22 protein-coding genes, 1 tRNA gene, 1 pseudogene and 1 riboswitch are annotated in these 25,779 nt (G+C 67.2%); of the genes and pseudogenes, 9 read left to right on the forward strand and 15 right to left on the reverse strand.

Annotated features, from left to right (window positions below; all coding sequences use genetic code 11):
* Window position 1: 1 nt before the first annotated feature.
* Window positions 2-430, reverse strand: a complete 429-nt coding sequence (locus tag KYX17_RS17185; protein WP_243228126.1) for a MarR family winged helix-turn-helix transcriptional regulator — start codon at window positions 428-430, stop codon at window positions 2-4.
* A gap of 59 nt (window positions 431-489) precedes the next feature.
* A complete protein-coding gene (gene ribA / locus KYX17_RS17190; RefSeq protein WP_243228127.1) occupies window positions 490-1,161 on the reverse strand; it encodes a GTP cyclohydrolase II in 672 nt (223 codons plus the stop codon).
* 82 nt (window positions 1,162-1,243) lie between these two features.
* Here ribA and KYX17_RS17195 point away from each other — a divergent pair, with 82 nt between their 5' ends.
* Entirely contained in the window at window positions 1,244-1,678 is a 435-nt protein-coding gene (locus KYX17_RS17195; RefSeq protein ID WP_243228128.1) for a class Ib ribonucleoside-diphosphate reductase assembly flavoprotein NrdI, read from the forward strand.
* A gap of 104 nt (window positions 1,679-1,782) precedes the next feature.
* Window positions 1,783-2,844 (forward strand): phosphogluconate dehydrogenase (NAD(+)-dependent, decarboxylating), encoded by a 1,062-nt coding sequence (gene gnd, locus KYX17_RS17200; protein ID WP_243228129.1) that lies wholly within the window; start codon window positions 1,783-1,785, stop codon window positions 2,842-2,844.
* Between the two features lie 46 nt (window positions 2,845-2,890).
* Here gnd and KYX17_RS17205 read toward each other — a convergent pair whose 3' ends face one another.
* Complete coding sequence (locus KYX17_RS17205) at window positions 2,891-3,289, reverse strand: NUDIX domain-containing protein (protein WP_243228130.1); 399 nt, start codon at window positions 3,287-3,289, stop codon at window positions 2,891-2,893.
* 47 nt (window positions 3,290-3,336) lie between these two features.
* Here KYX17_RS17205 and KYX17_RS17210 point away from each other — a divergent pair, with 47 nt between their 5' ends.
* Together KYX17_RS17210 and KYX17_RS17215 are read left to right on the forward strand one after the other, a co-directional pair.
* Window positions 3,337-4,818 carry an SDR family oxidoreductase gene (locus KYX17_RS17210; protein ID WP_243228131.1) on the forward strand — a complete coding sequence of 494 codons (1,482 nt, stop codon included), beginning with the start codon at window positions 3,337-3,339 and terminating at the stop codon, window positions 4,816-4,818.
* Entirely contained in the window at window positions 4,812-5,036 is a 225-nt protein-coding gene (locus KYX17_RS17215) for a hypothetical protein (protein ID WP_243228132.1), read from the forward strand. Before KYX17_RS17210 ends, KYX17_RS17215 begins: the two co-directional genes overlap by 7 nt.
* A 350-nt stretch (window positions 5,037-5,386) precedes the next feature.
* Here KYX17_RS17215 and thiD read toward each other — a convergent pair whose 3' ends face one another.
* The 4 genes and pseudogenes from thiD to KYX17_RS17235 form a co-directional block, all read right to left on the reverse strand.
* Window positions 5,387-6,865, reverse strand: a complete 1,479-nt coding sequence (gene thiD, locus KYX17_RS17220; RefSeq protein ID WP_243228133.1) for a bifunctional hydroxymethylpyrimidine kinase/phosphomethylpyrimidine kinase — start codon at window positions 6,863-6,865, stop codon at window positions 5,387-5,389.
* Window positions 6,862-7,509 carry a thiamine phosphate synthase gene (gene thiE / locus KYX17_RS17225; protein ID WP_243228134.1) on the reverse strand — a complete coding sequence of 216 codons (648 nt, stop codon included), beginning with the start codon at window positions 7,507-7,509 and terminating at the stop codon, window positions 6,862-6,864. The genes thiD and thiE overlap by 4 nt, the downstream gene beginning before the upstream one ends.
* A complete protein-coding gene (thiM, locus tag KYX17_RS17230) occupies window positions 7,506-8,315 on the reverse strand; it encodes a hydroxyethylthiazole kinase (RefSeq protein ID WP_243228135.1) in 810 nt (269 codons plus the stop codon). Before thiM ends, thiE begins: the two co-directional genes overlap by 4 nt.
* A riboswitch (TPP riboswitch) is annotated at window positions 8,307-8,398 on the reverse strand. Its footprint overlaps the gene before it by 9 nt.
* A 44-nt stretch (window positions 8,399-8,442) precedes the next feature.
* A pseudogene (locus KYX17_RS17235) lies at window positions 8,443-8,676 on the reverse strand (ABC transporter ATP-binding protein); the annotation flags it as partial.
* A gap of 334 nt (window positions 8,677-9,010) precedes the next feature.
* Between KYX17_RS17235 and KYX17_RS17240 the strand changes: the two are divergent.
* Window positions 9,011-9,367, forward strand: a complete 357-nt coding sequence (locus KYX17_RS17240; protein ID WP_243228136.1) for a Rieske 2Fe-2S domain-containing protein — start codon at window positions 9,011-9,013, stop codon at window positions 9,365-9,367.
* Complete coding sequence (locus tag KYX17_RS31835) at window positions 9,364-10,569, forward strand: FAD-dependent oxidoreductase (RefSeq protein ID WP_243228137.1); 1,206 nt, start codon at window positions 9,364-9,366, stop codon at window positions 10,567-10,569. The genes KYX17_RS17240 and KYX17_RS31835 overlap by 4 nt, the downstream gene beginning before the upstream one ends.
* 15 nt (window positions 10,570-10,584) lie before the next feature.
* Here the strand turns inward: KYX17_RS31835 and KYX17_RS17250 are convergent, their stop codons facing one another.
* The 6 genes from KYX17_RS17250 to KYX17_RS17275 form a co-directional block, all read right to left on the reverse strand.
* Window positions 10,585-11,469, reverse strand: coding sequence for an oxygenase MpaB family protein (locus tag KYX17_RS17250; protein ID WP_243228138.1), 885 nt, complete (start codon window positions 11,467-11,469; stop codon window positions 10,585-10,587).
* A gap of 666 nt (window positions 11,470-12,135) precedes the next feature.
* Entirely contained in the window at window positions 12,136-14,760 is a 2,625-nt protein-coding gene (locus tag KYX17_RS17255; protein WP_243228139.1) for a TrlF family AAA-like ATPase, read from the reverse strand.
* Entirely contained in the window at window positions 14,757-17,861 is a 3,105-nt protein-coding gene (locus KYX17_RS17260; protein ID WP_243228140.1) for a type I restriction endonuclease subunit R, read from the reverse strand. Before KYX17_RS17260 ends, KYX17_RS17255 begins: the two co-directional genes overlap by 4 nt.
* The gene (locus KYX17_RS17265; RefSeq protein WP_308220907.1) at window positions 17,858-19,069 is read right to left on the reverse strand and encodes a restriction endonuclease subunit S; all 1,212 of its coding nucleotides are present in this window, start codon (window positions 19,067-19,069) and stop codon (window positions 17,858-17,860) included. The genes KYX17_RS17260 and KYX17_RS17265 overlap by 4 nt, the downstream gene beginning before the upstream one ends.
* Window positions 19,066-20,631, reverse strand: coding sequence for a type I restriction-modification system subunit M (locus KYX17_RS17270; protein WP_243228142.1), 1,566 nt, complete (start codon window positions 20,629-20,631; stop codon window positions 19,066-19,068). The genes KYX17_RS17265 and KYX17_RS17270 overlap by 4 nt, the downstream gene beginning before the upstream one ends.
* Before the next feature lie 245 nt (window positions 20,632-20,876).
* A tRNA-Pro gene (locus KYX17_RS17275) sits at window positions 20,877-20,950 on the reverse strand.
* A 115-nt stretch (window positions 20,951-21,065) separates the two neighbouring features.
* Here KYX17_RS17275 and KYX17_RS17280 point away from each other — a divergent pair.
* The 3 genes from KYX17_RS17280 to KYX17_RS17290 are packed head-to-tail and all read left to right on the forward strand — an operon-like array spanning window position 21,066 to window position 23,372.
* Window positions 21,066-21,647 carry a GNAT family N-acetyltransferase gene (locus KYX17_RS17280; RefSeq protein ID WP_243228143.1) on the forward strand — a complete coding sequence of 194 codons (582 nt, stop codon included), beginning with the start codon at window positions 21,066-21,068 and terminating at the stop codon, window positions 21,645-21,647.
* A 24-nt stretch (window positions 21,648-21,671) separates the two neighbouring features.
* A complete protein-coding gene (locus tag KYX17_RS17285) occupies window positions 21,672-22,058 on the forward strand; it encodes an RNA-binding S4 domain-containing protein (RefSeq protein ID WP_234073156.1) in 387 nt (128 codons plus the stop codon).
* A gap of 42 nt (window positions 22,059-22,100) precedes the next feature.
* Window positions 22,101-23,372, forward strand: coding sequence for an HNH endonuclease signature motif containing protein (locus tag KYX17_RS17290; protein ID WP_243228144.1), 1,272 nt, complete (start codon window positions 22,101-22,103; stop codon window positions 23,370-23,372).
* A 173-nt stretch (window positions 23,373-23,545) separates the two neighbouring features.
* Here KYX17_RS17290 and KYX17_RS17295 read toward each other — a convergent pair whose 3' ends face one another.
* Together KYX17_RS17295 and KYX17_RS17300 are read right to left on the reverse strand one after the other, a co-directional pair.
* Window positions 23,546-24,610 carry an SRPBCC domain-containing protein gene (locus tag KYX17_RS17295; RefSeq protein WP_308220908.1) on the reverse strand — a complete coding sequence of 355 codons (1,065 nt, stop codon included), beginning with the start codon at window positions 24,608-24,610 and terminating at the stop codon, window positions 23,546-23,548.
* Window positions 24,611-24,616: 6 nt separating this feature from the next.
* Window positions 24,617-25,552: an NUDIX hydrolase gene (locus KYX17_RS17300; RefSeq protein WP_243228146.1), complete on the reverse strand. Its 936-nt coding sequence runs from the start codon at window positions 25,550-25,552 to the stop codon at window positions 24,617-24,619.
* Window positions 25,553-25,779: the final 227 nt, after the last annotated feature.

Raw genomic sequence — 25,779 nt, forward strand, 5'->3', positions numbered from 1 at the left:
ACTAGAGTGCCGCTTCGACTCCGGGGACGAGCTTCGCGGCGATGGCGGCGAGGCACGTGCGCTCCGAATCGTCGAGCCGGTCGAGGACGAGCGAGCGGATCTGCTCGACGTGAGCGGGGGCCGCCTGGCGCAGGATGTCCCAGCCGGCGTCTGTCAGCCGGGCCGACTGGGTGCGGCCGTCACTGCCGCAGGTCGTGCGTTCGACCCAGCCACGGCGTTCGAGGGCGTCGATCGCGTGACTGAGCCGCGAACGGCTGAGACCGGCGATGCGGGCGAGGTCGGTCATGGTCGCCGGCTGAGCGGCGCGTCCGGCGAGGGTGACGAGAATCGCGTAGTGCGCGTGGTTGACACCGCCCTCATCCCGCAGTCTGCGATCGAGGGCCTGCGGCAGCAGCTGCACGAGGCGGATCAGCGGAAGCCACGTCGACATCTCGTCGTCCGTCAGCGACCGCGTCGGCCGCGACGCTCGAGTGCGGGCCGCCGGGTCCATCACGCCGCGGGCAGATCGATGGCGTGGGCGGTGTGATCGCGCTTGGCCGCCAGGTAGCGCGCATTCGACGCGGACAGGTGCACCGCGGTGCGCACGCGTTCGGTCACCCCGATCCCCAGATCCTCGAGCTGCGCAGCCTTGTCGGGGTTGTTGCTGAGGAGCCGGATGTGCTCGGCGCCGACGGCGCGGAGCATCTGTGCTGCGGCGGTGTAGTCACGTTCGTCCTCGCCCCGACCCAACGCCAGGTTCGCCTCGTACGTGTCCAACCCCGCATCCTGCAGGGCGTAGGCGTCGAGCTTCGCGTACAGGCCGATGCCACGCCCCTCCTGGCGGAGGTAGAGCAGGAAACCGCCGTCTGCGGCGATCCGCTCCACGGCCTCACGCAGCTGGGGGCCGCAGTCGCAGCGTTCGGAGCCGAACACATCTCCCGTCAGGCACTCGCTGTGCGGGCGCACGAGCGGTGCGTCGCCGCCGAGCGCGCTGCGCTCGAGCGCACCCCGCCAGTCGCCGAGGCCCAGCAGCAGGTGCTCCTTCCCGTCGACGAGGCCGTCGAACGTGAGCACGTCGGCACCGGTCGTGTAGCCGTCCGAGAATCGGAGCGGCACCTGCACCTGAACCCGGATCTCCGCCGCGGGAACCGGCGCCACGGAGATGTGTGAATTCTCAACCATGTTGTGCTCAAGCCCGATACTCGACGGACTATTCCCGGCGCCGTGAGAAAGCCTGATCCGCGTCGCGCGCGACACTGGGGAGATGACCCAGATCCCGGTCTACTACTACTCCTCGGTGTCCAACCTCACGCGCCGCTTCGCCGAGCACCTGGCCGCTCGCGACGGTCGCCCCGTGAGGGATCTCGCTGATCCCGAGGTGCGGCGCAGCGAGGCTCCGGCGCACTGGGTTCTGCTGACGCCCTCCTACAAGGCGGGCAACGCCGACGAGGTGACCCTGCCCGCACCCGTCCGCGCCTTCCTGCGCTCGGCGGTCAACCGCCGGCGCCTCGTCGGCATCATCGGGTCGGGCAATCGCAACTTCGGTACCTACTACCAGGCGGCCGCGCGCGAGCTCGCCGAGATCAGCGGGCGCCCCATCCTGTTCGAGTTCGAGCTCTCGGGAACCCCCGAGGACGTCGCACGGTGCGCCGAGATCCTGCATCAGATGGACGAAGCACTCGATTCGGCGAACGACTGACGCGCGTTCGACGCGCGATCGGCGCCCGCCGCCGTCGGCATCCCTAGACTCTCGATAGGGCCGGCCGTCGCCGGCGCGCTCGCCGGAAGAGAACGAGGAACACCATGCAGCTCGCGATGATCGGTCTGGGTCGGATGGGCGCGAACATCGTGCGTCGACTCATGAAGGACGGCCACGACTGCGTCGTCTACGACGTCAACCAGGATGCGGTCGCCGGCCTCGAATCCGAGGGCGCGACGGGTGCGGGCTCGCTCGCCGAACTCGCCTCCCAGCTGCAGACCCCGCGCACCGTGTGGCTCATGATCCCGGCCGGCCTCACGGGAGGCGTCGTCGACCAGCTCGCGGAGGTGCTCGAGCCCGGGGACATCATCATCGACGGCGGCAACTCGAACTACCGCGACGACGTCCGCCGCGCCGCGGCGCTCAAGGACACCGGCATCCACTACGTCGACGTGGGTACGAGCGGCGGGGTGTTCGGCCTCGAGCGCGGCTACTGCCTCATGGTCGGCGGACCCGACGAGGCGTTCACGCACATCGAGCCGATCCTGAAGACCATCGCACCCGGCGTCGGCGACGTCGAGCGCACCCCCGGACGCTCCGGCGACCTGGCCCCCGAGGAGCGGGGATATCTCCACTGCGGTCCCTCCGGCGCAGGCCACTTCGTGAAGATGGTGCACAACGGCATCGAGTACGGCATCATGGCCGCGCTCGCCGAAGGATTGAACATCCTCCACAACGCGGATGCGGGAACGCGCGAGGCCAGCCACTCCGCCGAGGTCGCTCCGCTGGAGGAACCGGAGTTCTACCAGTTCGACATCGACACCGCGAAGGTGTCCGAGCTCTGGCGTCGCGGATCGGTGATCTCGTCGTGGCTGCTGGATCTGACGGCGGCGGCTCTCCAGGCGAACCCGACCCTCGACGGCCTCGCCGGCCGGGTGTCCGACTCGGGCGAGGGCCGCTGGACGGTCAAGGCCGCCGTCGACACCGGAGTGCCCGCGCCGGTGCTCGCCGCGTCCCTGTTCGAACGCTTCGCGTCGCGCGGCGAGGATCACTTCGCCAACCAGGTGCTCTCCGCGATGCGGCTGCAGTTCGGCGGCCACCAGGAGTTGCCCGCCGGTGACGTGCTCGAAGCCGGCGGACAGAAGGCCGACAGCTCGCAGGCGTGAGAGCCCCCTCGTCGGTCTCCCGCTCGCGGCGGGTGGCCGACGAGGCTCAGCTCAGGAAGTACTCGCGCGCGAGCGGCGCGACCTCGAACTGATCGATCTCGTCCGGTCCGACCCAGCGCAGTTCGGCGATCTCGGCCGCGGCGACCGGCGTCTGGTCGCGGATATCGACGGCGAAGACCTCCGCGACGACCTCGAACCCCGGTTCGTTGGCGGCCGCCGCCGCGAACGAGCCCAGCGGCTCGAGGTCAGCGGCGTCCAGCCGAAGTCCCAGCTCTTCCCCGATCTCGCGGACGAGCGTCATGGCCGCGTCCTCACCGCGCTCCGGCTTGCCGCCGGGCTGCATGAACGCGGTCGTTCCGCTCTTACGCACGAGCAGGAGTCTCCCGTCGGCGTCGCGGATCACCGCGGCGGACACATGGATGCGGCGGGGCTCTGCGAGGGTCACCCTGGCACGCTAACAGTCCCGCACAGGCGCGCGACGTAGAATCTCGTGTGCCCGACGCGACCTCTGCCCACACCGATCCGCAGCCCAGCGGCATCGATCCCGACGATCTCGCCACCACGCTGCGTGTGCTGGAGGAGCTCGCGCAGGTGGACCAGACCCACCCCGACTACGTCACGGTCCGGCGTGCGACGGCAGCGATGTTCAAGGCCACCAAGAAGGTGCGACGCCGCGAGATCCGCGATGCGATCGCCGCCGCGGACCGCGCGGTGGTGCACGCGACGGCGACGGGCGCGCCCGATCGCATCGACGACGAGACGCGCGGCATCCCGATCAGCACGTCGACCACGACCCCGACCGCCGGGACCCTCCTCAAGGCCCGCGGCTGCTACATCTGCAAGAAGCCGTACACGGTCGTCGACGCGTTCTACCACCAGCTCTGCCCCGAATGCGCCGCGATGAGCCACGCGAAGCGCGACGCGCGCACCGACCTCACCGGCAAGCGCGCCCTGCTCACCGGCGGCCGGGCGAAGATCGGCATGTACATCGCGCTGCGGCTGCTGCGCGACGGCGCGCACACCACGATCACCACGCGCTTCCCCCGCGACGCGGTGCGCCGCTTCAGCAGCCTTCCGGATGCGGCGGACTGGATCGACCGGCTGAAGATCGTGGGCATCGACCTGCGCGACCCCGCCCAGGTGATCGGGCTCGCAGACGATGTGGCGGCGGCAGGAACGCTGGACATCCTCATCAACAACGCGACACAGACCGTGCGCCGCTCCCCCGGCGCCTATCAGCCGCTCGTCGACGCGGAGCTGGCGCCGCTTCCCGACGGACCGCTTCCCGAACTGGTCACCTTCGGGCACACGAACGACCAGCACCCGCAGGCTCTCGAACGCTCGGTGAGCGCGCATCCCATCCTCGCGGCTGCTGCAGCCCGCGCGGAGGAACTGACCGAGCAGGCCATGGCGGCCGGCTCCAGCTCGCTCGAGCGCCTCGCGGCGGGCACGGCGATCGATGCGGGAGGACTCATCCCCGACCTCGACCACGTCAACTCCTGGACGCAACGGGTGGAGGAGGTCGATCCGCTCGAGATGCTCGAGGTGCAGTTGGCGAACACGACAGCACCGTTCCTGCTCATCTCGAAGCTCCGGCCATCGCTGGCGGCCAGCAGCGCGCGCCGCACCTACATCGTGAACGTCAGCGCCATGGAGGGTGTCTTCAACCGCGGGTACAAGGGTCCCGGCCACCCGCACACGAACATGGCCAAGGCCGCCGTCAACATGCTGACCCGCACGAGCGCACGGGAGATGTTCGAGAGCGACGGAATCCTCATGACGAGCGTCGACACCGGGTGGATCACGGACGAGCGGCCGCACCCCACGAAGGTGCGCCTGGCCGAGGAAGGGTTCCATGCTCCGCTGGATCTCGTCGACGGAGCGGCGCGCGTGTACGACCCGATCGTGCGCGGCGAGGCCGGCGAGGACCTCTTCGGCGTGTTCCTCAAGGACTACGCCCCCGGCGCATGGTGAGACTCCCCGAGCCCGGCGCGCGCGTCGTCGTGCGCTACCTGCTGCCGACCGGGCAGGCGACGGATGCCCTGGGCGAACTGCTCAGCGCCGACGAGGAGGCGGTCGTCGTCGACGGCAAGCGGGGAGTGGAGCGCATCCGCCGCGTCGATATCGTCGCCGCGAAGCCCGTCCCGCCACCCCCGGCTCCCCGCATCCGCCGCCCCGCTCCCGACGCATGAGCGGGGTGCATCCGTCTGAGCGTCATCGTCACGCGCTTCCGTCATGCCCGGCTCCCGTCGGGCTCATACGTGCGCCGGAAGGCGCGCGCACCGTCCGTCATGATCCGATCCACGCGGTCGGGCTGGTGTTCACCGTCTGGATGACGGCGGCGGCTGTGACGACGCTTCGCCTGCGCGACGCCTGACGCACACGATCTCCACCCGGCTTCCACCCGTGGGTGGTCGTCCGACGCCGCGTGTGCGACGACGCTGGCGTCGTGACCTTCTCCACGATCCTCAACCGCCTCGGCGGCGCGAGCCGCACAAGCAGATCCGGTGACACCCCTGCGATACGAGTAGCGAGCGGTCCGTCATCGCGAGGCGGCGAAGAAGGCGAGCTCGTGACGGGAGGACCCCCGGAACGCATCGTGCATCGCTGCGCGGGTCGCCGCATCCGCCGACGCTGCCGTTCTGGTGACGATGTCGATCGCGCGGCGCGTGGACTCAGCGAACGCCGGGTCGGCGTAGGTGTCGAGCCACGACCGATACGGATGCTCCTCGTGCGAGAGGGCGTGCAGTCGCTCCCCGACGTCCTGGTAGATCCAGTAGCAGGGCAGCAGCGCCGCGATGAGCACCCGGTAGTCGCCGCGGGCCGAGGCCGCCAGCAGGTGATCGAGGTAGGCCGTCGTGACCGCGTCGGGGTGCGAACCGAGCCCGGACTCGCCCGCGAGCCAGCGCTCGTGTAGTTGGAGCTCACCGATGATCGCGTTCTGGGCGCTGCCGGCCCAGAACGCACGCTCCGCGGAGTCCGGCGCGAGGCGAGCGGCATCGGCGAGCACGCGGGCGTACTCGCCGAGGTACAGCGCATCCTGGGCGAGGTAGCCGAGGAACGCGCTCCGCTCGAGCGTGCCGTCGCCCAGCCCCCGCACGAACGGCAGGTCGTCGATCTCCGCACGGATGCCGGCGATGTCCTCCCACCACCCAGTCTCGACCTCGTGCGCGGTCGGCCGGGTGTGAAGACCGCCGCGTTCCCAGAGCCCGGCGAAGTGGCTGATCGGACCGTTGCCCGAGCCGACCTCGAGCTCCGCGCCGTGACGGATGCTTTCGGCGAGCCACCTCTTCGACTCCGCCGTCGCCTGCGCCCACTCGCCGGTGGCCGCCGCGCGCGTCGCCACCGCCGATGAGAGCGAGCAGCCCGTGCCGTGCGTGTTCCGGGTGCGGATGCGGGTACCGGCGAACTCGGTGACGGCGACGCGACCGTCGATCATCTCCACGAGCGCATCCGGCAGCCGCTCCCCCGACAGGTGACCGCCCTTGGCGAGCACGCGCACGCCGTGCGCACGAGCCACGGCACTCGCCTGCGCGAGCACGTCGGTCCACGCCGAGGCCTCGGGTGCGCCCGCGAGGATCGCGAGCTCGGGGATGTTCGGGGTCACGAGGTCGACGTGCGGCAGCAGCCGCCGGAGGGCATCCTCCGCATCCGCGTCCAGCAGACGATCGCCGCTCGTCGCGACCATCACCGGATCCAGCACGACGACCGGCGGGCGGATGCGGCCGAGCCAGGCCGCGACCGTCTCGATCACCTCGACGGTGGCGAGCATGCCGATCTTCACCGCATCGATCCGCACATCGTCGGAGACGGCGTCGAGCTGCTCGGCGAGGAACGCGACGGGCGGCACGTGCACCGAACGCACGCCGTGCGTGTTCTGCGCGACGAGGGCGGTGACGACGGCCATGCCGTAACCGCCGTTCGCGGCGATGCTCTTGAGGTCCGCCTGGATGCCGGCACCTCCCGTCGGATCGGTTCCCGCGATGCTCAGCACCCGCACAACGGCGCGCGCGGCACTCATGCCGCATCCCATGCCGCGCGCAGCATACGGGCGGCACCTCCGGGGTCACTCGCACCGCAGATCGCCGAGACCACGGCCGCGCCCGCCGCACCTGCTCGCCGCAGCGGGCCCAGATCGGCGGCGGTGACACCGCCGATCGCCACCGCGGGAAGGGCGCTCGCCGCGACCAGCCGGGCGAGCCTCTCGTGGCCCAACGGTGGCGGCGCATCGCGCTTCGTGGCGGTCGCGTGAAGGGCACCGATGCCGACGTAGTCCACGACACTACTGTCGGATGCGGAAGCCAGCTGCTCCGGCGTGGCGGCGCTCAGGCCGACGATCGCGTCGTCGCCGACCAGTGTGCGCACCGCCTCCGGCGGAAGATCGCTCTGCCCCACGTGCACTCCCGACACGCGCGCGCCCGCCTGGCGAGCCGCGAGGAAGACGTCCACGCGGTCGTTGACGAGCAGCGCGACGCCGTCGGGCAGCACGGCCGACACCCTCGTCACCGTGTCGAGGAAGCGACGTGCGGAGGCGTCCTTCTCGCGCAGCTGCACTGCCGTGACGCCGTTCGCCGTCGCCTGGCGCACCACCTCGACGATGTCGTGGCCCGCCGCCGCGGCGATGCCTGCATCCGTCACGAGGTACAGCGAGAGGTCGGCGTTCACGAGATTACCGCCCGGTGGCGAAGTGTGTCGGCGTCGAGGCCGGCGAGGGCATCGAGGAACGCGACGGCGAAACCTCCGGGTCCCCCGGAGCGCTCAGCGGCGAGCTCTGCGGCGACGTTGTAGACCGTGACCGCGGCAGTCACCGCCGCGAAGCGATCCTTGTCGACGCCCGCGAACGCCGCCATGACCGCACCGAGAGCGCATCCGCCACCGGTCACCCGCGTCAGCAATGCGTCGCCGTTACCGAGTCGTGCCTCGCGGGCGCCGTCCGTGACCACGTCGACCACGCCGGAGACGGCGACGATGGCGCCGGTGGCATGTGCGATGCGCCGGGCGGCGGCGACCGCATCCTCGACGGCGTCGGTCGCGTCGACTCCGCGGCCGCCGGCGCCCGAGCCGTCGAGGGCGAGGATCTCGGATGCGTTGCCGCGCACGACGCTCGGCGCCGCCGCGACGAGCTCGGCGGCGAGTGCGGTGCGCACCGGCAGGACGCCGATCGCCACGGGGTCGAGCACCCAGGGAGTACCCGCGTCCTGAGCGGCCGCCACGGCCTCGCGCATCGCCTCCCGCTGCTCTGCGCCGGGTGTGCCGAGATTGACCAGGACGCCCGAGGCGATGCGCGCGAACGGCCCCGCCTCGTCCGGGATGTCGACCATCGCCGGAGCCGCCCCGAGGGCGAGGAGGACGTTGGCGGTGAAGCCGGTGACCACCGCGTTGGTCAGACACTGCACGAGCGGGCCTTGCTGCCGCACCGTCTCCCAGGCCCGGATGGTGGATTCGATCAGGTTCTCTGGCGCGCGCGTCATGTGCGACATCCCTCCGCTCGTACTGACGAGATCAGGTTCGACGGGTGTGATCTCAGCCCCGCAGGGCACCCCGTGTCGTATGTGTGGGTTCAGGTTAGCGGACGGCCCGGACCGCGAGGCGCCTCGATCACACCGCGTCCGTGAGGCTCGTCAGCCGGTTGTCGATCCTGCCATCGACCACGGTGACGAGCTCGTCCAGCGCCTCGCGGTGCACGAGGTCGTGGGTGACGAGGAGGGTGGCGATGTCGCGCTCGTGCGTGAGGTCCGCGATGAGCTGCATGATCCCCGCCCCGCGTTCCTGATCGAGGGCACTGGTCGGCTCATCGACGAGCAGGACTTCCGGCTCGTGCACGAGTCCGCGGGTCATGGTGGGTGGCGATCGCGTTGAGCGCTCGGATGCGCTCGACGTACCGCTCGTCGAGAGCGATGAGCCGTACACCGTCGATGTCCGGGCCGCCGCCGGAGCGTGTGACAACGGCCACGGCGGAACCCTGCTCCGCGGCCCGGCGCGCCACCGCCGACCCCACCGGCCCCGCTCCGACCACGACCATCCGCTGGGATTGCATGGTGTGAGCATGCCAGGAGCGATGGCGGGGAAGGTGACGCAGGGGCGTCCGTCCCGTGAAGAGTTCACGGCTGCCCGGCGCACGTCGTCGTCGATCGGTGGCCCTCGACGCCGCTGCTACGGTGGCGTCATGAGCACTTCCCCCTCGCCGGGACAAGCGATCAAGGTCGGAGTCGTGGGCGACGTCGATGAGGATGCCGCGCTCGTCGTGCCGCGTGCCACGGCCGGCACCCTGGATGACATCGCCGTGATCTTCAGCGCCGGTCGCTACTACGCGATCGACAACACCTGTACGCATGAGCAGACCTCCCTCGCGCAGGGCTGGATAGAGAACGGATGCGTCGAGTGCCCTCTGCATGCGGCGACGTTCCGTCTCGCCGACGGTGCGGCCCTCACCCAACCCGCGACGCGGGGCGTCGGCGTCCACACCGTCGAGGTGGTCGGAGACGAGCTGATGCTCACGCCGAATCCCGAGCGCCTGGCGTGAGCGCGCCGCGGCGAGTCCTCATCGCCGGCGGAGGGATCGCGGGGTGGACGGTGGCGTCCACCCTTCGGGACCGCGGCTTCGACGGTGAGATCGTCATCGTCGAACGGGAGGCGGCCTGCTACGACCGGCCCCCGCTCTCCAAGACGGTCCTCGTCGACGGCGCCCCCTTGTCGTCGCTCGCCTTCGCCGCCCCGGAGGCCCTCGCGCAGGCGTCGATCGAGGTTCGCGCCGGACGTACCGTCGTGGCCCTCGACGCCGCCGCCCGCACACTCCGGCTCGACGACGGCGCCCTCCTCGCCGGAGACGTGATCGTGCTCGCGACGGGCACCGCCGCCCGACCTGCGGCCTTCCCCGGCGGCACCCTGCCGGGCATCCTGTCACTGCAGACCTACGCCGATGCCCGAGCCCTCCATGCGCTGAAGGGACGTCGCATCGCCGTGGTGGGCGCGGGGCTCATCGGGGCCGAGGCCACCGCGGCGCTGCGGACCGCCGGCTCAGAGGTCACCCTCATCGATCCCTCCGCGGTCCCCGGCACACGCGCCTTCGGCCCGACGATGGCCGCACACCTGCACGCCATGCACGGCGCCGCGGGTGTCGACACCCGTCGCGACACCGTGGCCGGCGTCGTCCCCACGGGCGGGGCATTGCGTGTCGACCTCACCGGGGGCGACGCCGTCGAGGTCGACGGTGTGCTCGTGGCCACCGGTGTCGTGACCGATCCGATCGTCGCGCGGGAGGCCGGGCTCGACGTGGATGAGGGAATCGTCGTCCAGGACGGCGGCCTGACGTCGGCGTCGGGCATCTACGCCGTGGGCGACGTCGCCCGGCGGTGGAAGGACGGCGTGCTCCGTCCCGGCAGCGGGCACTGGGATGCGGCTCGGGCGGACGGCCAGGATGTCGCCGACGCCATCCTGGGCCTTCCGCCCGTGGGTCGCGGTGCCGACTGGTTCTGGTCGGACCGCTACGGACATCACGTCGAGGTCGTCGGCGCCCTGGCGGGCACGGCGCGCGAGGTCGTGCGCCCGGGACTGCACCCGACCGTCTTCGTCGTGGACGGCGATCGCCTCGTCGGCGCCGTCAGCGTGGATGATCCCCTGGCGGTGCGGGCCGCGCGGCGGTTGATCGACCGCCGCACGCCCGTCGTCGCCGATCAGCTGGTCGACCCGGCCGTCCCGGTGCGATCCCTCCTCCCGCACGCCTGACGGCGCGCCGCGGCCTCACGCCGCGGCGACGGGCTTCTTCGCCCTCACCTTCCGATACGGGGCCGCGATCGTCTCCCCGATCGCCTGCGCGATGAGCTGCTCGGCGGTCTGGTTCTTGCGGGAGAGCTTCGCGATCCACTTGGTGAAACGCGCGCCGCGGGCGAACTCCTTCTCGCTGCGGTCCTCGACGGCGAAGAAGTACCGTGCCTCCAGGGGAAGAAGCGACAGGACGCCGTTCAGCACCCGCCGCGTCGCCCACTTCGCCACCGGCCCCTTCACGTCGGGGTGCCGCAACGAGTGGCCGGCGAGCGCGGCGAAGATCGTCAGCGACTTCTTCGGCAGCTCCGTCCGGATGTAGCTGTCGAGCTCGGCGAACGTCCCGAAGTACGGGCCGGGCACGTGCAGCTTCTGCGCACCGATGCGGGATTCCACGACCACCCGATCGGCATCCGCCGTCGACAGGCCGGGACCGAATTCCTGGTACCCGCGCACCGCCGACCAGATGTAGGTCCACCAGGTCCACCGCTGCCATTCCGGCTGCTTGGCGCTGACGACCTCGCCCGTTTCGGGATTCGTCCAGCTCGCACGCTCGTGCAGCATGTCGACGTGGGCGGCTGCGGCATCCGCGTGCGCCTTGTCCGCGTAGATCGAATCGCGGAGGTACGCCGACGTGCGGTCGAAACGGGCCGCCATCGCCTCCGGTCCTTCTGACGTGAGCGAGACCCGTTCGAAGTGGGTCATCATGCCGGCATCCAGCATCTGGAGGAAGACCGCGTTCTTGGCTCCCAGCGCGGAACCGGGGTCGGCGAAGACGCGCCACGACACACTGTCGGGGCCGTAGTAGCCGTCGTCGGCACGGGGCGCGTCGGCAAGGGAACGACTCGGGTGAACGTCCGTCATGGCGTGACTTTCCTCTCGGGGAGTACACCGGGTGCTGGGCTGCGCCGCCGATCGATCCAGGGAGCGTCGTCGGGTCCGGTGATCGATCCTGAGCATAGCGATAGGTTCACGGCGGCGAGACGCAACGACGCGGCCCGCCTTTCGCGGAGCCTCTTGCGGCGTGGGCCCACCTGAATAATCCACTCGCGGGAATGAGAAAAGGGCCCGCCTTCGGCGAACCCTTTTCTCATTCCGGTCGACCTTGTTTACCTCTGTTCCACAAATTCAGAAACAGGGGTCACGACGGCCGCGATGCGCCGAATCTTGCGCGATTCCGCCGATGTTCGAACCCCCGGCGAGACCACCGCGACGCGCCGGAAGTGGACGCGCCTGAGCGATGATGCCCGCACTGCAGTGATTGAGCGATACGAAGCTGGCGAGACGTCGACGGCCCTCGCGGAGGCGTACGGCGTCGCGAAGTCCACGATCCTCGGCATCCTACGGGCGAACAGCGTAGTAGTGCGACGGCAGCCATTGACGGCGAAGCAGGTGAGTGAGGCGGCCCGGCTGTACAACTCCGGGCTGTCGCTATCGCAGGTCGCTGAGCGATTGAAGGTGAACCAGGAAACGATGCGGGTCGCCATCATGGGCTCCGGCGTGACAATTCGGCCCGCGACTGGCGCATAGCTAGAAGCCGTACAGGTGCTGGCGAGCATTGAAAGCGGCCGGTCCGCCCTCGAGTACGTTCTCGACGTGCGATCGAATGGCGACGTCATCGAGCGAGCCGATTCCGTCGGCTGCAGGACGGCCGTGCTGACCGTCACCTTCGAGCGCCACAATCAGCTCAGCGTCACCGAGGACCGGGACGTTCGCGTTATGCGTGCTCGCAACGATCTGACGTTTCCCCTTGAGGCCGCGGAGGTTGCTCACGATGCCGTCGTACACGAACCGGTTGTCGAGGTCGTCTTCCGGCTGGTCAATGATCAGCGGCGCATTGGACGCCCCGAGCAGTAGCAGAAGTAGCGCCGTCGCTCGCTGACCCTTGGAAAGGTCGTCCATCCGCTTGAACTCACGAGTTCCAGAGCCAGCCTGGACATCGAGCTGCACTTCGACGGCTTGCCCAACGGACAGTTCCTCGAGCTGTCGAAGGAGTGGTTCGCCCGCTTCGAGGAGTGCTCGCGCCTGTGCCCCACTGACCGAGAACTGCGCGTTCAGCTCCGCCTCGCCCTTTCGAGCGGCGTCCACGAAAGCTCGGGTCGAGAACCCGTCTAGATCGATCGCCGCCATGATGCGGGTGCGCTGGCCAGATATCGACTGCTCAATGAGCGTCTTGATGTGACTGCGGGCTTTCGCGGCAATGGGCTTCACGATCACGACCCCGCCCGTCGCGGTGTTTGCCGCGCGGACTGCTTCTGTCAAAGCCTTTGCTCGCGCGTTTTCGTGATCAGCGAGCGTCTGGAGGAGAGTCTTCCGCTCCGAGATCAGATCCTTGATCGTCTTTGCAATGCCGGCGCGGCGCGACTCCTTCGCCTTCAGATCGTCCAGCGCCTTCTTCGTCACAAGGTACTTAGTTGGCTCGAGGCCCTCCTCGACGAGCTTCCGAAGAACTTCAGCGTGCTCATCTCGCTGCTCGCGGACCGTGTCGGTCCAAGCGGTTTCAGCGCTGCCGATCGTGGCCTCAGCGTCCAAGAACGCCTGTCGAGCTTCGGCGGCGAGTTCGCCCAATTTCTTCGCTAGTGCCGCAGACGCCTCCTCCGCACGCTTCAGGATCTCAACCTGCGGGGAATCATCGATGTTCTCGAACGCCGCCCCCACCTTCGCGACCAACTGATCGTCCGTGAGCGTCGTGAGTGCGTCCTTTGCAGAGACGACTCGGTCTTTGGCTTCCTTGAAGACGGCCTCGTCCTGGCTCAAACGAGTAACTTCCTTGAGCCGCGTAGGTACATCGGTGTCCGTGTAGTGCTGGACTTGCTCCTCGAGACGTGGAATATCAGACAGCTCGTCCTCAAGCTGAGCACGGCTCTCCTCCGCGCGACTCAGCTTCTCGCGGTTCTGTTTGAGCGCGTCCAGAGTCTCGCGATGCTCCGCCGTCAGATGCCCACTGCCCTGGAACCGCTGCAGCATGCTTGCCACTTTGGAGCTGTCGTTGGTGAGTTCGGCAAGTTCGTGCTGGCCGAAGATCTCGACACTCGCGATGATGTCGCTCGGCTGAAGGTTGGTGACGGACCCGCTCTCATCCTTGACAACGGGCAGGTTGTTGACCGATCGCTCGATCGTGAAGTTCCTCACCGCGGGTGACGCGGTCTCAACAGAGAGCTTGACGACCGTGCCAGACTTCAGCACGCCGCTGATAATGCTGTCGTGGTCGCGTTTGGCTTCAGCTCCGATCGGCGTGAGACCCAATGCAAACCGGATACTCTCGATCGCAGTGGACTTTCCGGTGCCACGCCCTCCAATAAGCGCAGTCAGGTCATCGGAGAAGGGAATCGTCACTCCGTCGAGGAAGCCGCCGATCCAGGAGATTTCCTTGAGCGCAGAGCGAGGCTCGGAGACCGGGTCGTCCAGCGAGACACGAGTCTCAGGAGTCCGTACGGCCAGTTTCAAGCTATCCACACAGAGGCTGCTCACCTTGAACCAGCAGCTGGCTCCCGCGGCCTGCAGATGAGCCGGTCGCATCACGTCGTCGGAGTAGATCACCGCGAGCGGATGCTTACGGTCGTAGGGCTTAGTCCCGTTGATAATCGCCTGCTGGTCAGTGCCGTCCGGCTGGCTAGGCGTGACAGCAATTGCGTGCAGGTTGGGGGCCTTCAGCATCGTCACTAGCGGTTGCCCACCCCTGCCGGTCAGCATGCCGCTGTTCGGAACGTTCACGTGCGCAGGAATCACCAGGGCGCCTTGTTCCGTCATCTTGTCGAGGATGTCCTTGAACGAGGCGCCAGTCGTTCCGTTCGCGCAACCCGGAGCGACCCCACACATGCCAATCGCGGCGTTCACCACGGAAGCCTTCGTGTCGACGTCAAAGATGACGAGGAGGTGGATCCCTTCGGCGGAATTCGCTTCGAACCCAGGAAGAGCGACAATGCCGCGGCTTGCTGCGTCCTCAATGAGCTGCAGCGCGGAGTCGACCTTCCAATGGTCCGTGATCGCGATCATCTCGATCTTGAGCGCTTCACACTCGTCAAGGAGCGCCTTGTTGTAGTCGGCTTCGCTCGTGTACGCAGTCGCCGGGGCATTCTTGCCCTCGTACCCGTATGGGTTCACCTGCAGAGCCGCACGTACCCAGCGGGCGCCCGTCATCATCGACTTGGTCACTCATTACCTCCGTTTGAGCTCAGTCCAAAGAACCGCTCGAAGAACAACCCGAGCTTCTCGATCACGCGCTGCTTCTTCTCGCCGTGACCGCCATCGGCAGAGAACCGGGAGGCAGGCGGAAGCACCTTGGTGATCGCTGTGCCGGTCGTACGGAGCGCACCGTCACGGAACGCGATCTCGATGAACGCTCGAGTGGCGCCGGCGCGGAGGCGCTCGTCCTCGATGATTGCTTCGAGTTCGGCCTCGCGCTTGGCGGCGATGAACGCCTGCCACTCCTCGTCGATGGCGCCGTCAACTGAGACGGAGTCGACGAAGGCTTCGATGAGGTCCTTCTTGTTACGCAGAGTCGGGCTGGCATCGACGGCGCGGGAGATCTCGGCACGGATCTCCTTGTCCTCGCCGTCGCCGTGCTGGCTTCGGTACTTCTGAACGAGCATCAGGATGTAGTCGACGTTGATCTCGACCTGCTTGATCAGCTCGATCTCGAACACGACGTCGTCGTTGATGAGTTCCTTGTCCGTGTCCTTGACCTTGCGGAACTCGGCGTACAGATCGAGGTAGACGCTGCGGTAGTCCTGGCCCTGGCGCTCGGTGAGGATCTCGTGCCCGGCGAAGTCATCGAAGGAGGTGAGGATGTTCTCCAGCCGCAGGATCTGCCCGAAGAGCTGGATGAACTCCTTCTGCGCCGCTTCGCCGATGATCTGCTGGCCGAGTGGGAAGGACACCAGTAGTTCGTCGACCTTGTCGGCGTATTCGCCGTAGTAGTCGCCGTACGGCTTGAGGAGCACGACGCCGCGGGCGTCCTTGTTGCCGAACAGCTCGAGGGCGGCGTTGGTCTCTTCCTCAAGGTCGCGGAAGGCGACGATGTTGCCGTACGTCTTGACCGAGTTGAGGATGCGGTTGGTGCGCGAGTAGGCCTGGATCAGGCCGTGCGCCCGCAGATTCTTGTCTACGAAGAGCGTGTTCAGGGTCGTCGCGTCGAAGCCGGTGAGGAACATGTTGACCACGATGACGAGGTCGAGCTCCCTGTTCTTGAGCCGCTGCGAGAGGTCCTTGTAGTAGTTCTGGAACTTGTCGGCGCTGGTGTCGTAGCTCGTCCCGAAGATGTCGTTGTAGTCCTGGATGGCATCTTCGAGGAAGCCGCGCGCATCCGTACTCAGCGCATCGGTGTCGAAGGCCTCGTCGTCGAGAATGCCGTCGTCGCTGGCATCGTTCGCACCGTAGGAGTAGATCAGGCCGATCTTCAGGCGCCGATCGGCAGGTAGGGCTTCCTGCTGGATCTGGAAGTGGTTGTAGTAGCGACGCGCCGCATCGATCGAGGCCGTTGCGAAGATGGCGTTGAAGCCGCGCACGCGCTTGCGCTCGCGGACAGCCTCGGCCTGCCGTCGCGCACGGGTCGATTCGGCGACGTTGGTCACGACGGAGTGCTCGTAGCTCGATGAGCGCTTGGTCTTCTGGTCGAAGTGCTCCAGGGTGTACTTCACGACCTGGCTGATGCGCTCCGGCGCCAGCAGCGCCTTCTCGGTGTCGATGGCCGACACCTGCTTGTCGACGATGGTGCCGACCTTGACTGTGTTGACGTAGTCGATCCGGAAAGGCAGCACGTTCTTGTCGGTGATCGCATCGACGATCGTGTAGGTGTGGAGCTTCTCACCGAAGGCTTGCTCGGTGGTCTTGAGCTGCGGGTTGCCGCCTGTGCCGGCGTTGACCGCGAAGATCGGGGTGCCCGTGAAGCCGAACAGGTTGTAGCGCTTGAACGCGCGAGTGATATCGCTGTGCATGTCACCGAACTGCGAACGGTGGCACTCGTCGAAGATGATCACGACGTGATCGTTCGTGATCGCATGACCCTTGTTCGCCTTGATGAACGTCGACAGCTTCTGGATCGTCGTGATGATGATCCGCGCGTTCGAGTCCTCGAGCTGCTTCTTCAGCACCGCAGTCGAGGTGTTCGAGTTGGCTGCTCCCTTCTCGAAGCGGTCGTACTCTCGCATGGTCTGGTAGTCGAGATCTTTGCGGTCCACCACGAACAGCACCTTGTCCACGCTCGGGAGCTTTGACGCCAGCTGCGCGGTCTTGAAGCTGGTGAGCGTCTTGCCAGAACCGGTCGTGTGCCAGACGTAGCCGCCTGCACCGACGGTGCCGAGCTGCTTGTAGTTGGTGGCGATGTCTATGCGCTGCAGAATCCGCTCGGTCGCAACGATCTGGTACGGGCGCATCACCAGCAGGAGCCGGTCCGCGGTGAGCACGCAGTAGCGGGTGAGGATGTTCAGCAGCGTGTGCTTGGCGAAGAAGGTCTTCGCGAATGATGTCAGGTCGGTAATCGGCTTGTTCTGCGCGTCCGCCCACCACGACGTGAACTCGAACGAGTTCGAGGTCTTCCGCCCCTTGGTCTGCTTCTTGCCCTCGCTGATGTGCTGTGTGCGCGTCGTGTTCGAGTAGTACTTCGTCAGCGCCCCGTTGCTGATCACGAACAGCTGCACGTACTCAAACAGGCCGGAGCCGGCCCAGAAGCTATCGCGCTGATACCGATTGATCTGATTGAAGGCTTCGCGGATGTCGACACCGCGGCGCTTGAGCTCGATGTGAACCATCGGCAGGCCGTTGACAAGCACGGTGACGTCGTACCGGTTCGCGTAGTTCGCGCCGCCCTCGCCCTGGCCGATCTCGTACTGGTTGATGACCTGAAGACGGTTGTTGTGGATGTTCTGCTTGTCCAGCAGCGTGATGTTCTTCGTCGAACCGTCGTCACGCTTCAGGAGCTGGACGTGGTCCTCCTGGATACGCACGGTCTTCTCGACGATGCCGTCGTTCTTGCCAGCGATCTTGGAGTCGAAGAAGTCCGCCCACTCCGCGTCGGAGAAGGTGATGTGGTTCAGCGCCTCAAGCTGAGCGCGCAGGTTCGCCACGAGCTGCGCCTCAGAGGTGACCGGCATGTACTCGTAGGCCTGGGACTCCAGGAGGCGGATCAGCTCCTGCTCAAGCGCTGACTCCGACTGGTATGCGGCCGACGCGTGGGCGTCTGGGATGTACTCCGCGACGACCGTGGACTCGGCAGAGACGGCTATCGGATCGTACTTGCGAGAAAGAGCTTCACTCATGCGGCAACCTCCTCGAAGGTGAGGAGCTTGTCGCGGTAGTACTCGTACTGCTTCCGACGAGCGGCGAGCTCACCCGGAATGCCAGAGCGCATGTCGGTCACGAGCGTCTCGAACTGTTCAAGTAGCGAGTTGAGACGATCTTGCTCAGCAAGCGACGGAACGAACACTGGAAGATTCTCGAGAGCAGCGCGGCGAACCGATGGCAACGCGGCACCCTTGTTTGAGAGTGCCATCAGATCGACATTCATCAGCTGATGGAGCAGGAACCTGGGTCGCACGTCTGGGCCCGGGAGTACGGCGATAAAGCTAGTGTCGAACGCCGCGTCAACTCCCAACATCCGCTTGCGATTCGTTGCCACCGCCGCGCCAACGCGTGGCAGCAGGATTGTTCCCGCAGGAGCGAGCTGAGCTCCTAGCTGGCGCAGTTCGTTGATCGCCACATAGTTTGATGCACGCTCCATGATCACGTCGTTCCCTCGCGCGGCCATGTCGATGACTTTGAAGAAGGGGGCGTCGCCCTCGGTACTTCCTTGCATACTTTTTGGGAAGTCGCTCCCGTATCGAACGCTCGCGACATCTCCGAGCCGGACTGCGCTGCCTTGAGCCGCATTGGACGCGAGAATCTCGGCGCGGTAGTGATCATACTGACGACGCCGCGCCTCCAACTCTGCCCGCAATTCGCCATCGAGCTGGATAAATCGGTCGAGCTCTTGAACGACTAGCTGCTGGATCGGAATGGGGGGCACGGGAACGACGATGCGAGACAACGATGCGTAGGTTAGGCGAAACCTCGCCCCAACTTCTGTCTTGCTCTCGATTCTGCTCTTTCCGAGTCTTGAGCCGAGGAAGAGCATTAGGTAGTCAGGCAGGACGACATCCCGATCCACGCCGAAGACTACATACATCGGGCTCACAATTACAGGCGCTTCTTCTTCGAGCCAAGCGATCGAGCCTACGTTGATTCGGGAAGGGTTGTAGACAAACATCCCGGGCTGCACGACTTTGTAGTTGCTCGTGTCCGAACTCGTACGGGTGTTCTCAAAGACCTCCGATGTAGGAGCGAGCCCTCGCGAGTTTGTGACGCTCCGTACTTCAGTCACCGTCTGAGCACGGTTGCGCAAGGATGACTCCCGAGTGAAGTCACCGATGGAACGCGACGGAACCCCGTGTGGACAGAGTCGTTGCACAAGATCTTGGATGCGACTCACTTCGAGGCCTCCAGATTGGCCACGATCTCGTCAACTGCTGCACGCACCTTTGCTTGACGGGCGACGATGTTCGCGATCTCAGAGTTCAACTCCTCGATGTCGATGTTTTCGATCGTCTCGTCACGATCAACATAGGAGGAGACGGCGATGTTATAGCCATTCGTGGAAATCTCTTCATTCGAAGCAAGCACCGCGAAGTGGTCAACAGGCTCGCGATCTTCAAGAGCACCGAGGATGTTCTGCTGGTTATCGGGAGTGAGCTTGTTCTTGTTACCGACACGCTTGGACTCGGCCGACGCATCGATGAAGAGCACCGAGTTGTCACGCTTCGACTTCTTCAGCACGATGATGCAGGTCGCGATTCCCGTGCCAAAGAACAGATCCGGTGGCAGCTGGATCACGGCGTCCACATAGTTGTTATCGATCAGGTACTTACGGATCTTCTGCTCCGCTCCCCCGCGGTAGAGCACGCCAGGGAACTCAACGATGGCAGCAGTACCGTTCACGGCGAGCCAACTCAGGATGTGCATCGTGAAGGCGAGGTCAGCCTTCGACTTAGGTGCGAGTACACCGGCCGGCGCGAAGCGCTCGTCGTTGATCAGGAGCGGGTTAGCGTCACCCTCCCACTTGATGGAGTAGGGCGGATTGGACACGATCGCCTCGAACGGCTCGTCATCCCAGTGGTGCGGATCGATCAGGGTATCCCCGTGTGCGATGTCGAACTTCTCGTAGTTGACGTCGTGCAGGAACATGTTGATCCGCGCGAGGTTGTACGTGGTCAGGTTAATCTCCTGACCGAAGAAGCCGCCGACGTTCTCGCGGCCGAGCACTTTCGCAAATTTGAGCAGGAGCGAGCCGGATCCGGCAGCGGGGTCGTAGACCTTGTTGACCCGCTTCTTGCCCATGACCGTGATGCGGGCGAGCACCTCGGAGACTTCCTGTGGGGTGTAATACTCACCACCAGACTTGCCAGCCTGCGAGGCGTACATCTGCATCAGGTACTCGTACGCGTCACCGAACAGGTCGATCGAGTTGTCCTCGAAGTTGCCGAGCGGCAGGTCGCCGATCGCATCGAGCAGCTTCACGAGCTTCTCGTTGCGCTTGGCGACAGTGTTGCCGAGCTTCGAGCTGTTCACGTCGAGGTCGTCGAACAGACCCTTGAGGTCGTCTTCGCTGTCCGTCCCGACCGCCGAGCCTTCGATGTTCTTGAAGACGCGCTCGAGCGTCTCGTTCAGATTCTCGTCCTTCGGTGCGCGGCTGCGCACATTCTGGAAGAGCTCCGACGGGAGGACGTAGAAGCCCTTTTCCGAAACCGTCTCCTTGCGCCCGAACTCAGCCTCAGCGTCGGGGAGGCGCGCGTAGTCGAAGTCAGTCTCGCCAGCCTCGTGCTCGCCCTTGTTGATGTAGGCGGTGAGGTTCTCGGAGATGAAGCGGTAGAAGAGCATGCCGAGCACGTAGCTCTTGAAGTCCCAGCCGTCGACCGACCCACGCAAGTCGTTCGCGATTCGCCAGATGGTCTTGTGCAGTTCTGCGCGCTGGGATTCTTTGGTGGTCGGCGTCATTGATTCAATGTCTCCTTGCGCGCGCGAGCGCATGTCGATAGCAGTGCCCCCAGTGCTCTCAATCTAGCGGCGAGAGCGGACATGCACAGCGGGGACCCCAACCTTGGTCGGGATGCGCCCCACGGGCACTCCACGCCCCGCTGCGCGGGACGCGGAGCCTCCGCCCGCGGGGACCCCGCCTGAATACTCCGCTCGCGGGAAATGCAGAAGGGCCGGCCATTCAGCCGACCCTTCTGCATTTCCGGTCGGGATGACAGGATTTGAACCTGCGACCCCTTGACCCCCAGTCAAGTGCGCTACCAAGCTGCGCCACATCCCGGAGCCGCCCGCGCGCGGGCAACTCAACCATCTTAGCCGGTCCGAGAGCATGCCGCGAACGCGTCCGGCGGCGCAAGCGGTGGATGCGTGTCCACGGCGGGGAGTACGGTCGCGACATGAGCCAGATCCAGGTGCTTCCGGCCACGAGTGAACGCTTCGACGAAGTCGAGAACGCCCTCACCGGCGGTGGCGACGGCCGGGCGTGTCAGTGCCAATGGTGGACTATGCCGGGCAGCCGGTTCAGCGCGCTGAGCGTCGAGGAGAAGACCGAGATCCTGCGCGACGAGATGACCGCATCCGTCGCACCCGGGCTCGTCGCGACTGTCGATGGCGTCGGCGCCGGCTGGGTGCGCGTCGGGCCACGCCCCGCCCACGAGCGGCTCGCGCGCACGAAGCTCTATGGCAAGACCTCCCCCGAGCCCTGGACCGACGCCACGACCTGGGCCATCAGCTGCTTCTCCGTGCGCAAGGAGTTCCGCGGACAGGGCCTCACGCGCCGGCTCCTCGACGCTGCCGTCGCGTTCGCCCGCGAGAACGGCGCACGTCTCGTCGAGGCCTACCCGGTCGACACCGCCGCGACCAAGACCTCGTCGAACGAACTCTTCCACGGTGCGCTGACGACCTTCCTCGACGCGGGATTCGTCGAGACCGCGCGACCCCGCGCCGACCGGCCGATCGTCGCGCTCGACCTCAGCTGAACCCGCATCCGCCAGGATGGAGGGATGACGGATGCGGCATCCCCCGTTCGGGTCGACTCGTGGCTCTGGGCCGTCCGCGTCTACAAGACACGATCCGCCGCCACGACCGCCTGCCGCGCCGGGCACGTCCGCATCGGCGGCGACCGCGCGAAGGCGGCTCAGCTGGTGCGCCCCGGCGACGAGGTGCGTGTGCGGATCGCCGGTTTCGACCGCATCCTCGTGGTGCGCCAGACCATCGTGAAGCGCGTCAGCGCACCGCTCGCCGCCCTCGCCGCGGAAGACAAGACGCCCCCGCCTCCGCCGCGCGAGCTGACCGCCTTCGTGCCGGTCCGCGACCGCGGCGCGGGGCGTCCGACCAAGCGCGAACGGCGCGATATCGACCGGCTCCGGGGGCGTTCCGCCGACGACTGATCGGGCCCCGGCGATGTCGGAGGTGGGTGCCAGACTTCAGGCATGGAGGATGCAGCGGCGATGAGCCCCGAGGACGCCGAAGCGGCGATGCTCGAGGGCCTGCTCGCCGGTGTCGAGAAGACCCGCGCATCCATCGCGGCCCTCGAAGCACTCGAGCTCAACCTGCTCGCGACCGCCCGTCAGATCGCCGCCGACCGCACCTCCCGCCTGTCCGATCCGTCGGCCCGCGCGCACGAGATGCCGCTGCGCGATATCGCCGCGGAGTTCGCCGCGGCCCTGCACGCGAACGACCGCGGCATGCAGAACGAGCTGCACGACGCCGCCGACATCGCTCGGCGCCTGCCGCGCTCCCTCGCCGCCCTGGCCGAGGGCCGCATCTCGCGCCGCCACCTGCGCGCGATCCACGAGGCGTCCGCAGGGCTCGACGGGCCCGAGCTCACGGCCTACGACGATCGTGCCGCCGCGGCCGCCTCCGAGATGTCCGTCAACCGTCTGCGCCCGGTTCTCCGCCGCCTCGCCGAGCAGGCGCAGCAGCGTCCGCTCACCGAACGCCACCGCGAAGCCCGCACGCAGCGCGGCGTCTTCGTGCGCGACCTCCCCGACGGCATGGCCGAGCTCACCGCCGTCCTTCCCGTGATCGAAGCCCACGGCGCCCACGACCGACTCACGCGCATGGCGCATCTCGTGCGCGACGCCCATGACCCCGAGGCAGATCCGCGCACGATCGACCAGCTTCGCGCCGACATCCTCAGCGATCTCCTGCTCACCTCGACCACCGCCGACACCGCCGACGCCCCGCACGCCGGCATCGACGCCGTGCGCGCGCACGTGCGCATCACGATCCCCGCCACCACGCTGCTCGGCACGACGGATGCGGGCGCCGAACTCGTCGGCGTCAGCCCCGTCGACGCCGAGACTGCCCGCCGCCTCGCCGGGGGCGCCGCCGCGTGGACGCGCGTGCTCACCCACCCGGTCACCGGCAACGTCGTGGGCGTCGACCGCTACCGTCCCAGCGAAGACCAGCGGCGCCTGCTGCAGGTGCGCGACGAGCGATGCCGCTTCCCCGGATGCCGCATGCCGACCCACCGCTGCGACATCGACCACACGGTCGACTGGGCCCACGGCGGCACCACGCACGTCGACAACCTCGCGCACCTGTGCCGCCGACATCACTCGCTCAAACACGCCACACCGTGGCGCGTCCGGCTCGACCCCGACGGCGTCCTCGAGTGGACCAGTCCGCACGGCCGACAGCACCGCGACTCCCCCGCATCCCGTGTCGTCTTCACGGATGCGGCCGACCCGCCGTTCTAGCGAAGGTCACCCTCAGCTCGCCCTGACGATGGAACGATTGCCTGCCCGCGACGGGCGGGGAACCTGAAAACGATGCTCGCCTTCGGCCGCGCATAGGTGTGGGGACCGAGACGGGTGCGAAGTGCGGAGTGCGGGGTGCGGAGTGCGGGGTGCCTGTCGAGCGCGACGCGTGATCAGGCCTTCCCCCGGTCGAGACCGTTCTTGCCGTCGGCACCGTTCTTTCCGTTGAGCTCATCGAGCAGCGCTTCGAGCGAGTCGAACTCGAGCGCGTCGTCATCGCCTTGATCATCGTCATCGTCATCGTCATCGTCATCGTCGCCGTCACCGACGTACAGCTCGTCGAGCCGAAAGTCGGCGTCGAGCTGCGCGCGGATGAAGGCCTCGGGCGATTCGCGGGGCACGGGAAAAGACACCAGGTACGCGTCCGGAACGACCGCCACCCATTCGATCACGAGGTCCTCGCGCGCCACCCGCCGCGCGGCAACCGGCCCGAATCCCTCCTCGATCTCCTCGAGGATCTCGTCGAGCAGGCGATTCCACTGCGGGATGCTCATGGTGAGGAATGCCTCCGCTGCGGCGATGAGCGAGGCAGGGTCGCCGGACTCGGTGCCCACCTCGTCGTCGAGCGGATCGAACTCCGGCTCGAGGTCGAGATTGACCGACACGTCGTGGCCGGCCGCTTCCAGGCGAGCAGGTCCTCGGACGACACCTTCTTCCTCGACGGGGTCGGCGAGCAGGCCCGCGGCACGCACCGCGCGCAGCAAAGCAGAGGGCTGAACGTTCATGTCATCCGTTCCATCTTGGGTCGGTACGCCTCGATCATCCGATGCGCCGCACGCCCGCGCCAACCGCGTGAGGTGGTAGCGCCAGCCCTCCTCATGCTCGTCGGCGAGCGTCGGCGGCACACCTGCATGGCGAAAGCCCGTCTCCGTGATCGTGACGGACGTCGCCGAGTCATGCGCCTCCAGCCGGAACGTCACCTCGAGCGGCGCCGACCATCCGTCCTCGCGCCAGCAAAACGCGAGAAGCTCCGGCTCATCGCATCGAGTGACGACCCCGTGAGCCTGCCGTTGCTGCCCCGCCTCGATCCACGTCTCGACGAGCGGCGCGCCGACCACGGCATCGAAGCGCAGATCCGGCCACCACTGGGCCCGGTCGGCGGTGAGTGCGCGCCAGACGACATCCGGCGAGGCCGCAACCACGTGTGCGACGGAGACGGAATCCCGCGGGGCACCCACCGATGCTCAGTCCTCGAACAGGTCGAGCAGCCAGCGCGTTCCCCGCACGGAGGCGCCGACGGCCTCGCACCGCGCGGCGAGTTCACGATCACTCGTCACGACGATCACCTGCGCACCCCACTCGGCCTCTTCGCGCGCCGTCCAGACGATCGCGTCGTCACCGGCGGCCTCTGCGCGGATCTCGAGCACGACGGGCGTCCGATAGGAGGCGGCGTAGGACACCTCGGCGCCCCGGGCGGCTTCACGCGCCTTGCCCTCGAGCACGACCTTGATCTCCGGATACCAGCGGTCCTCCGCCAGTCCCAGGGCATCGCCGGGAATGCCGCGCACGGCCAGGCCGCGAAGCCGCTCGACGAGCCGCTCCGCCGCGCCCGCGCGATCGTTCCACCAGCCGTCCGGCACGGAGCCGACGACGTTGGCCGCATCCACCACGATCTTCGGCCGAACGGCCAGCAGTTCACGCAGCCGAGGCCAGGATGCGGCGAAGCCGGGGTGCAGCGGATAGTCGTCGACGTCAGCGACGGGCACCCACGACAGCTCGACGCTCTCGGGGTCGCTGATCACCGGATCGAAGGCATCCACCACATCCGCCAGCACCGTCGCGTACGACCAGTAGCCGAGATCGAACACGCTCATGAGCCGCGGCCTGACGGCACCGTCGGGCACACCCGCCTCCTCCGTCGCCTCGCGCAGCGCACCGTCCAGAGCGGACTCGCCTTCGTGGCGTGCACCGCCTGGCAGAGCCCACGTACCGCCGTGGTGGCTCCACGACACGCGGTGCTGCAGCAGCACTCCGCGCACCGGGTCGACCGCGAGAAGCCCCGCGGCGCCGAAGCGGCCCCAGTAGCGCTCCCCCGTCGGTGCGACGACCCAGGCATCCCCCGGATCCCGCGGTCCCAGCGGCCGGCGCGGCTCTCCGGGGGCAGGGGGTTCGATCGTCACGCTGACAGCCTCGCACACCGCGAGGATGCCGACGCGACCGTCGACGCATTCGGGAGAACCGTCGCGCCCTCTACACCCGCCGATGAGCATCGACCCGCAGCGACGCGCGCGGCTGTGAGCACCCACAATCGGCGACGCGCGGAGGACGACCGCAGCCTGTTATTCCCCAACATATGGGTTCGACAACGCCTCTCACCCCTACATACAGTGGTCGAACCACCGCAGAT

It is taken from the genome of Microbacterium sp. CIAB417 (assembly GCF_022788845.1).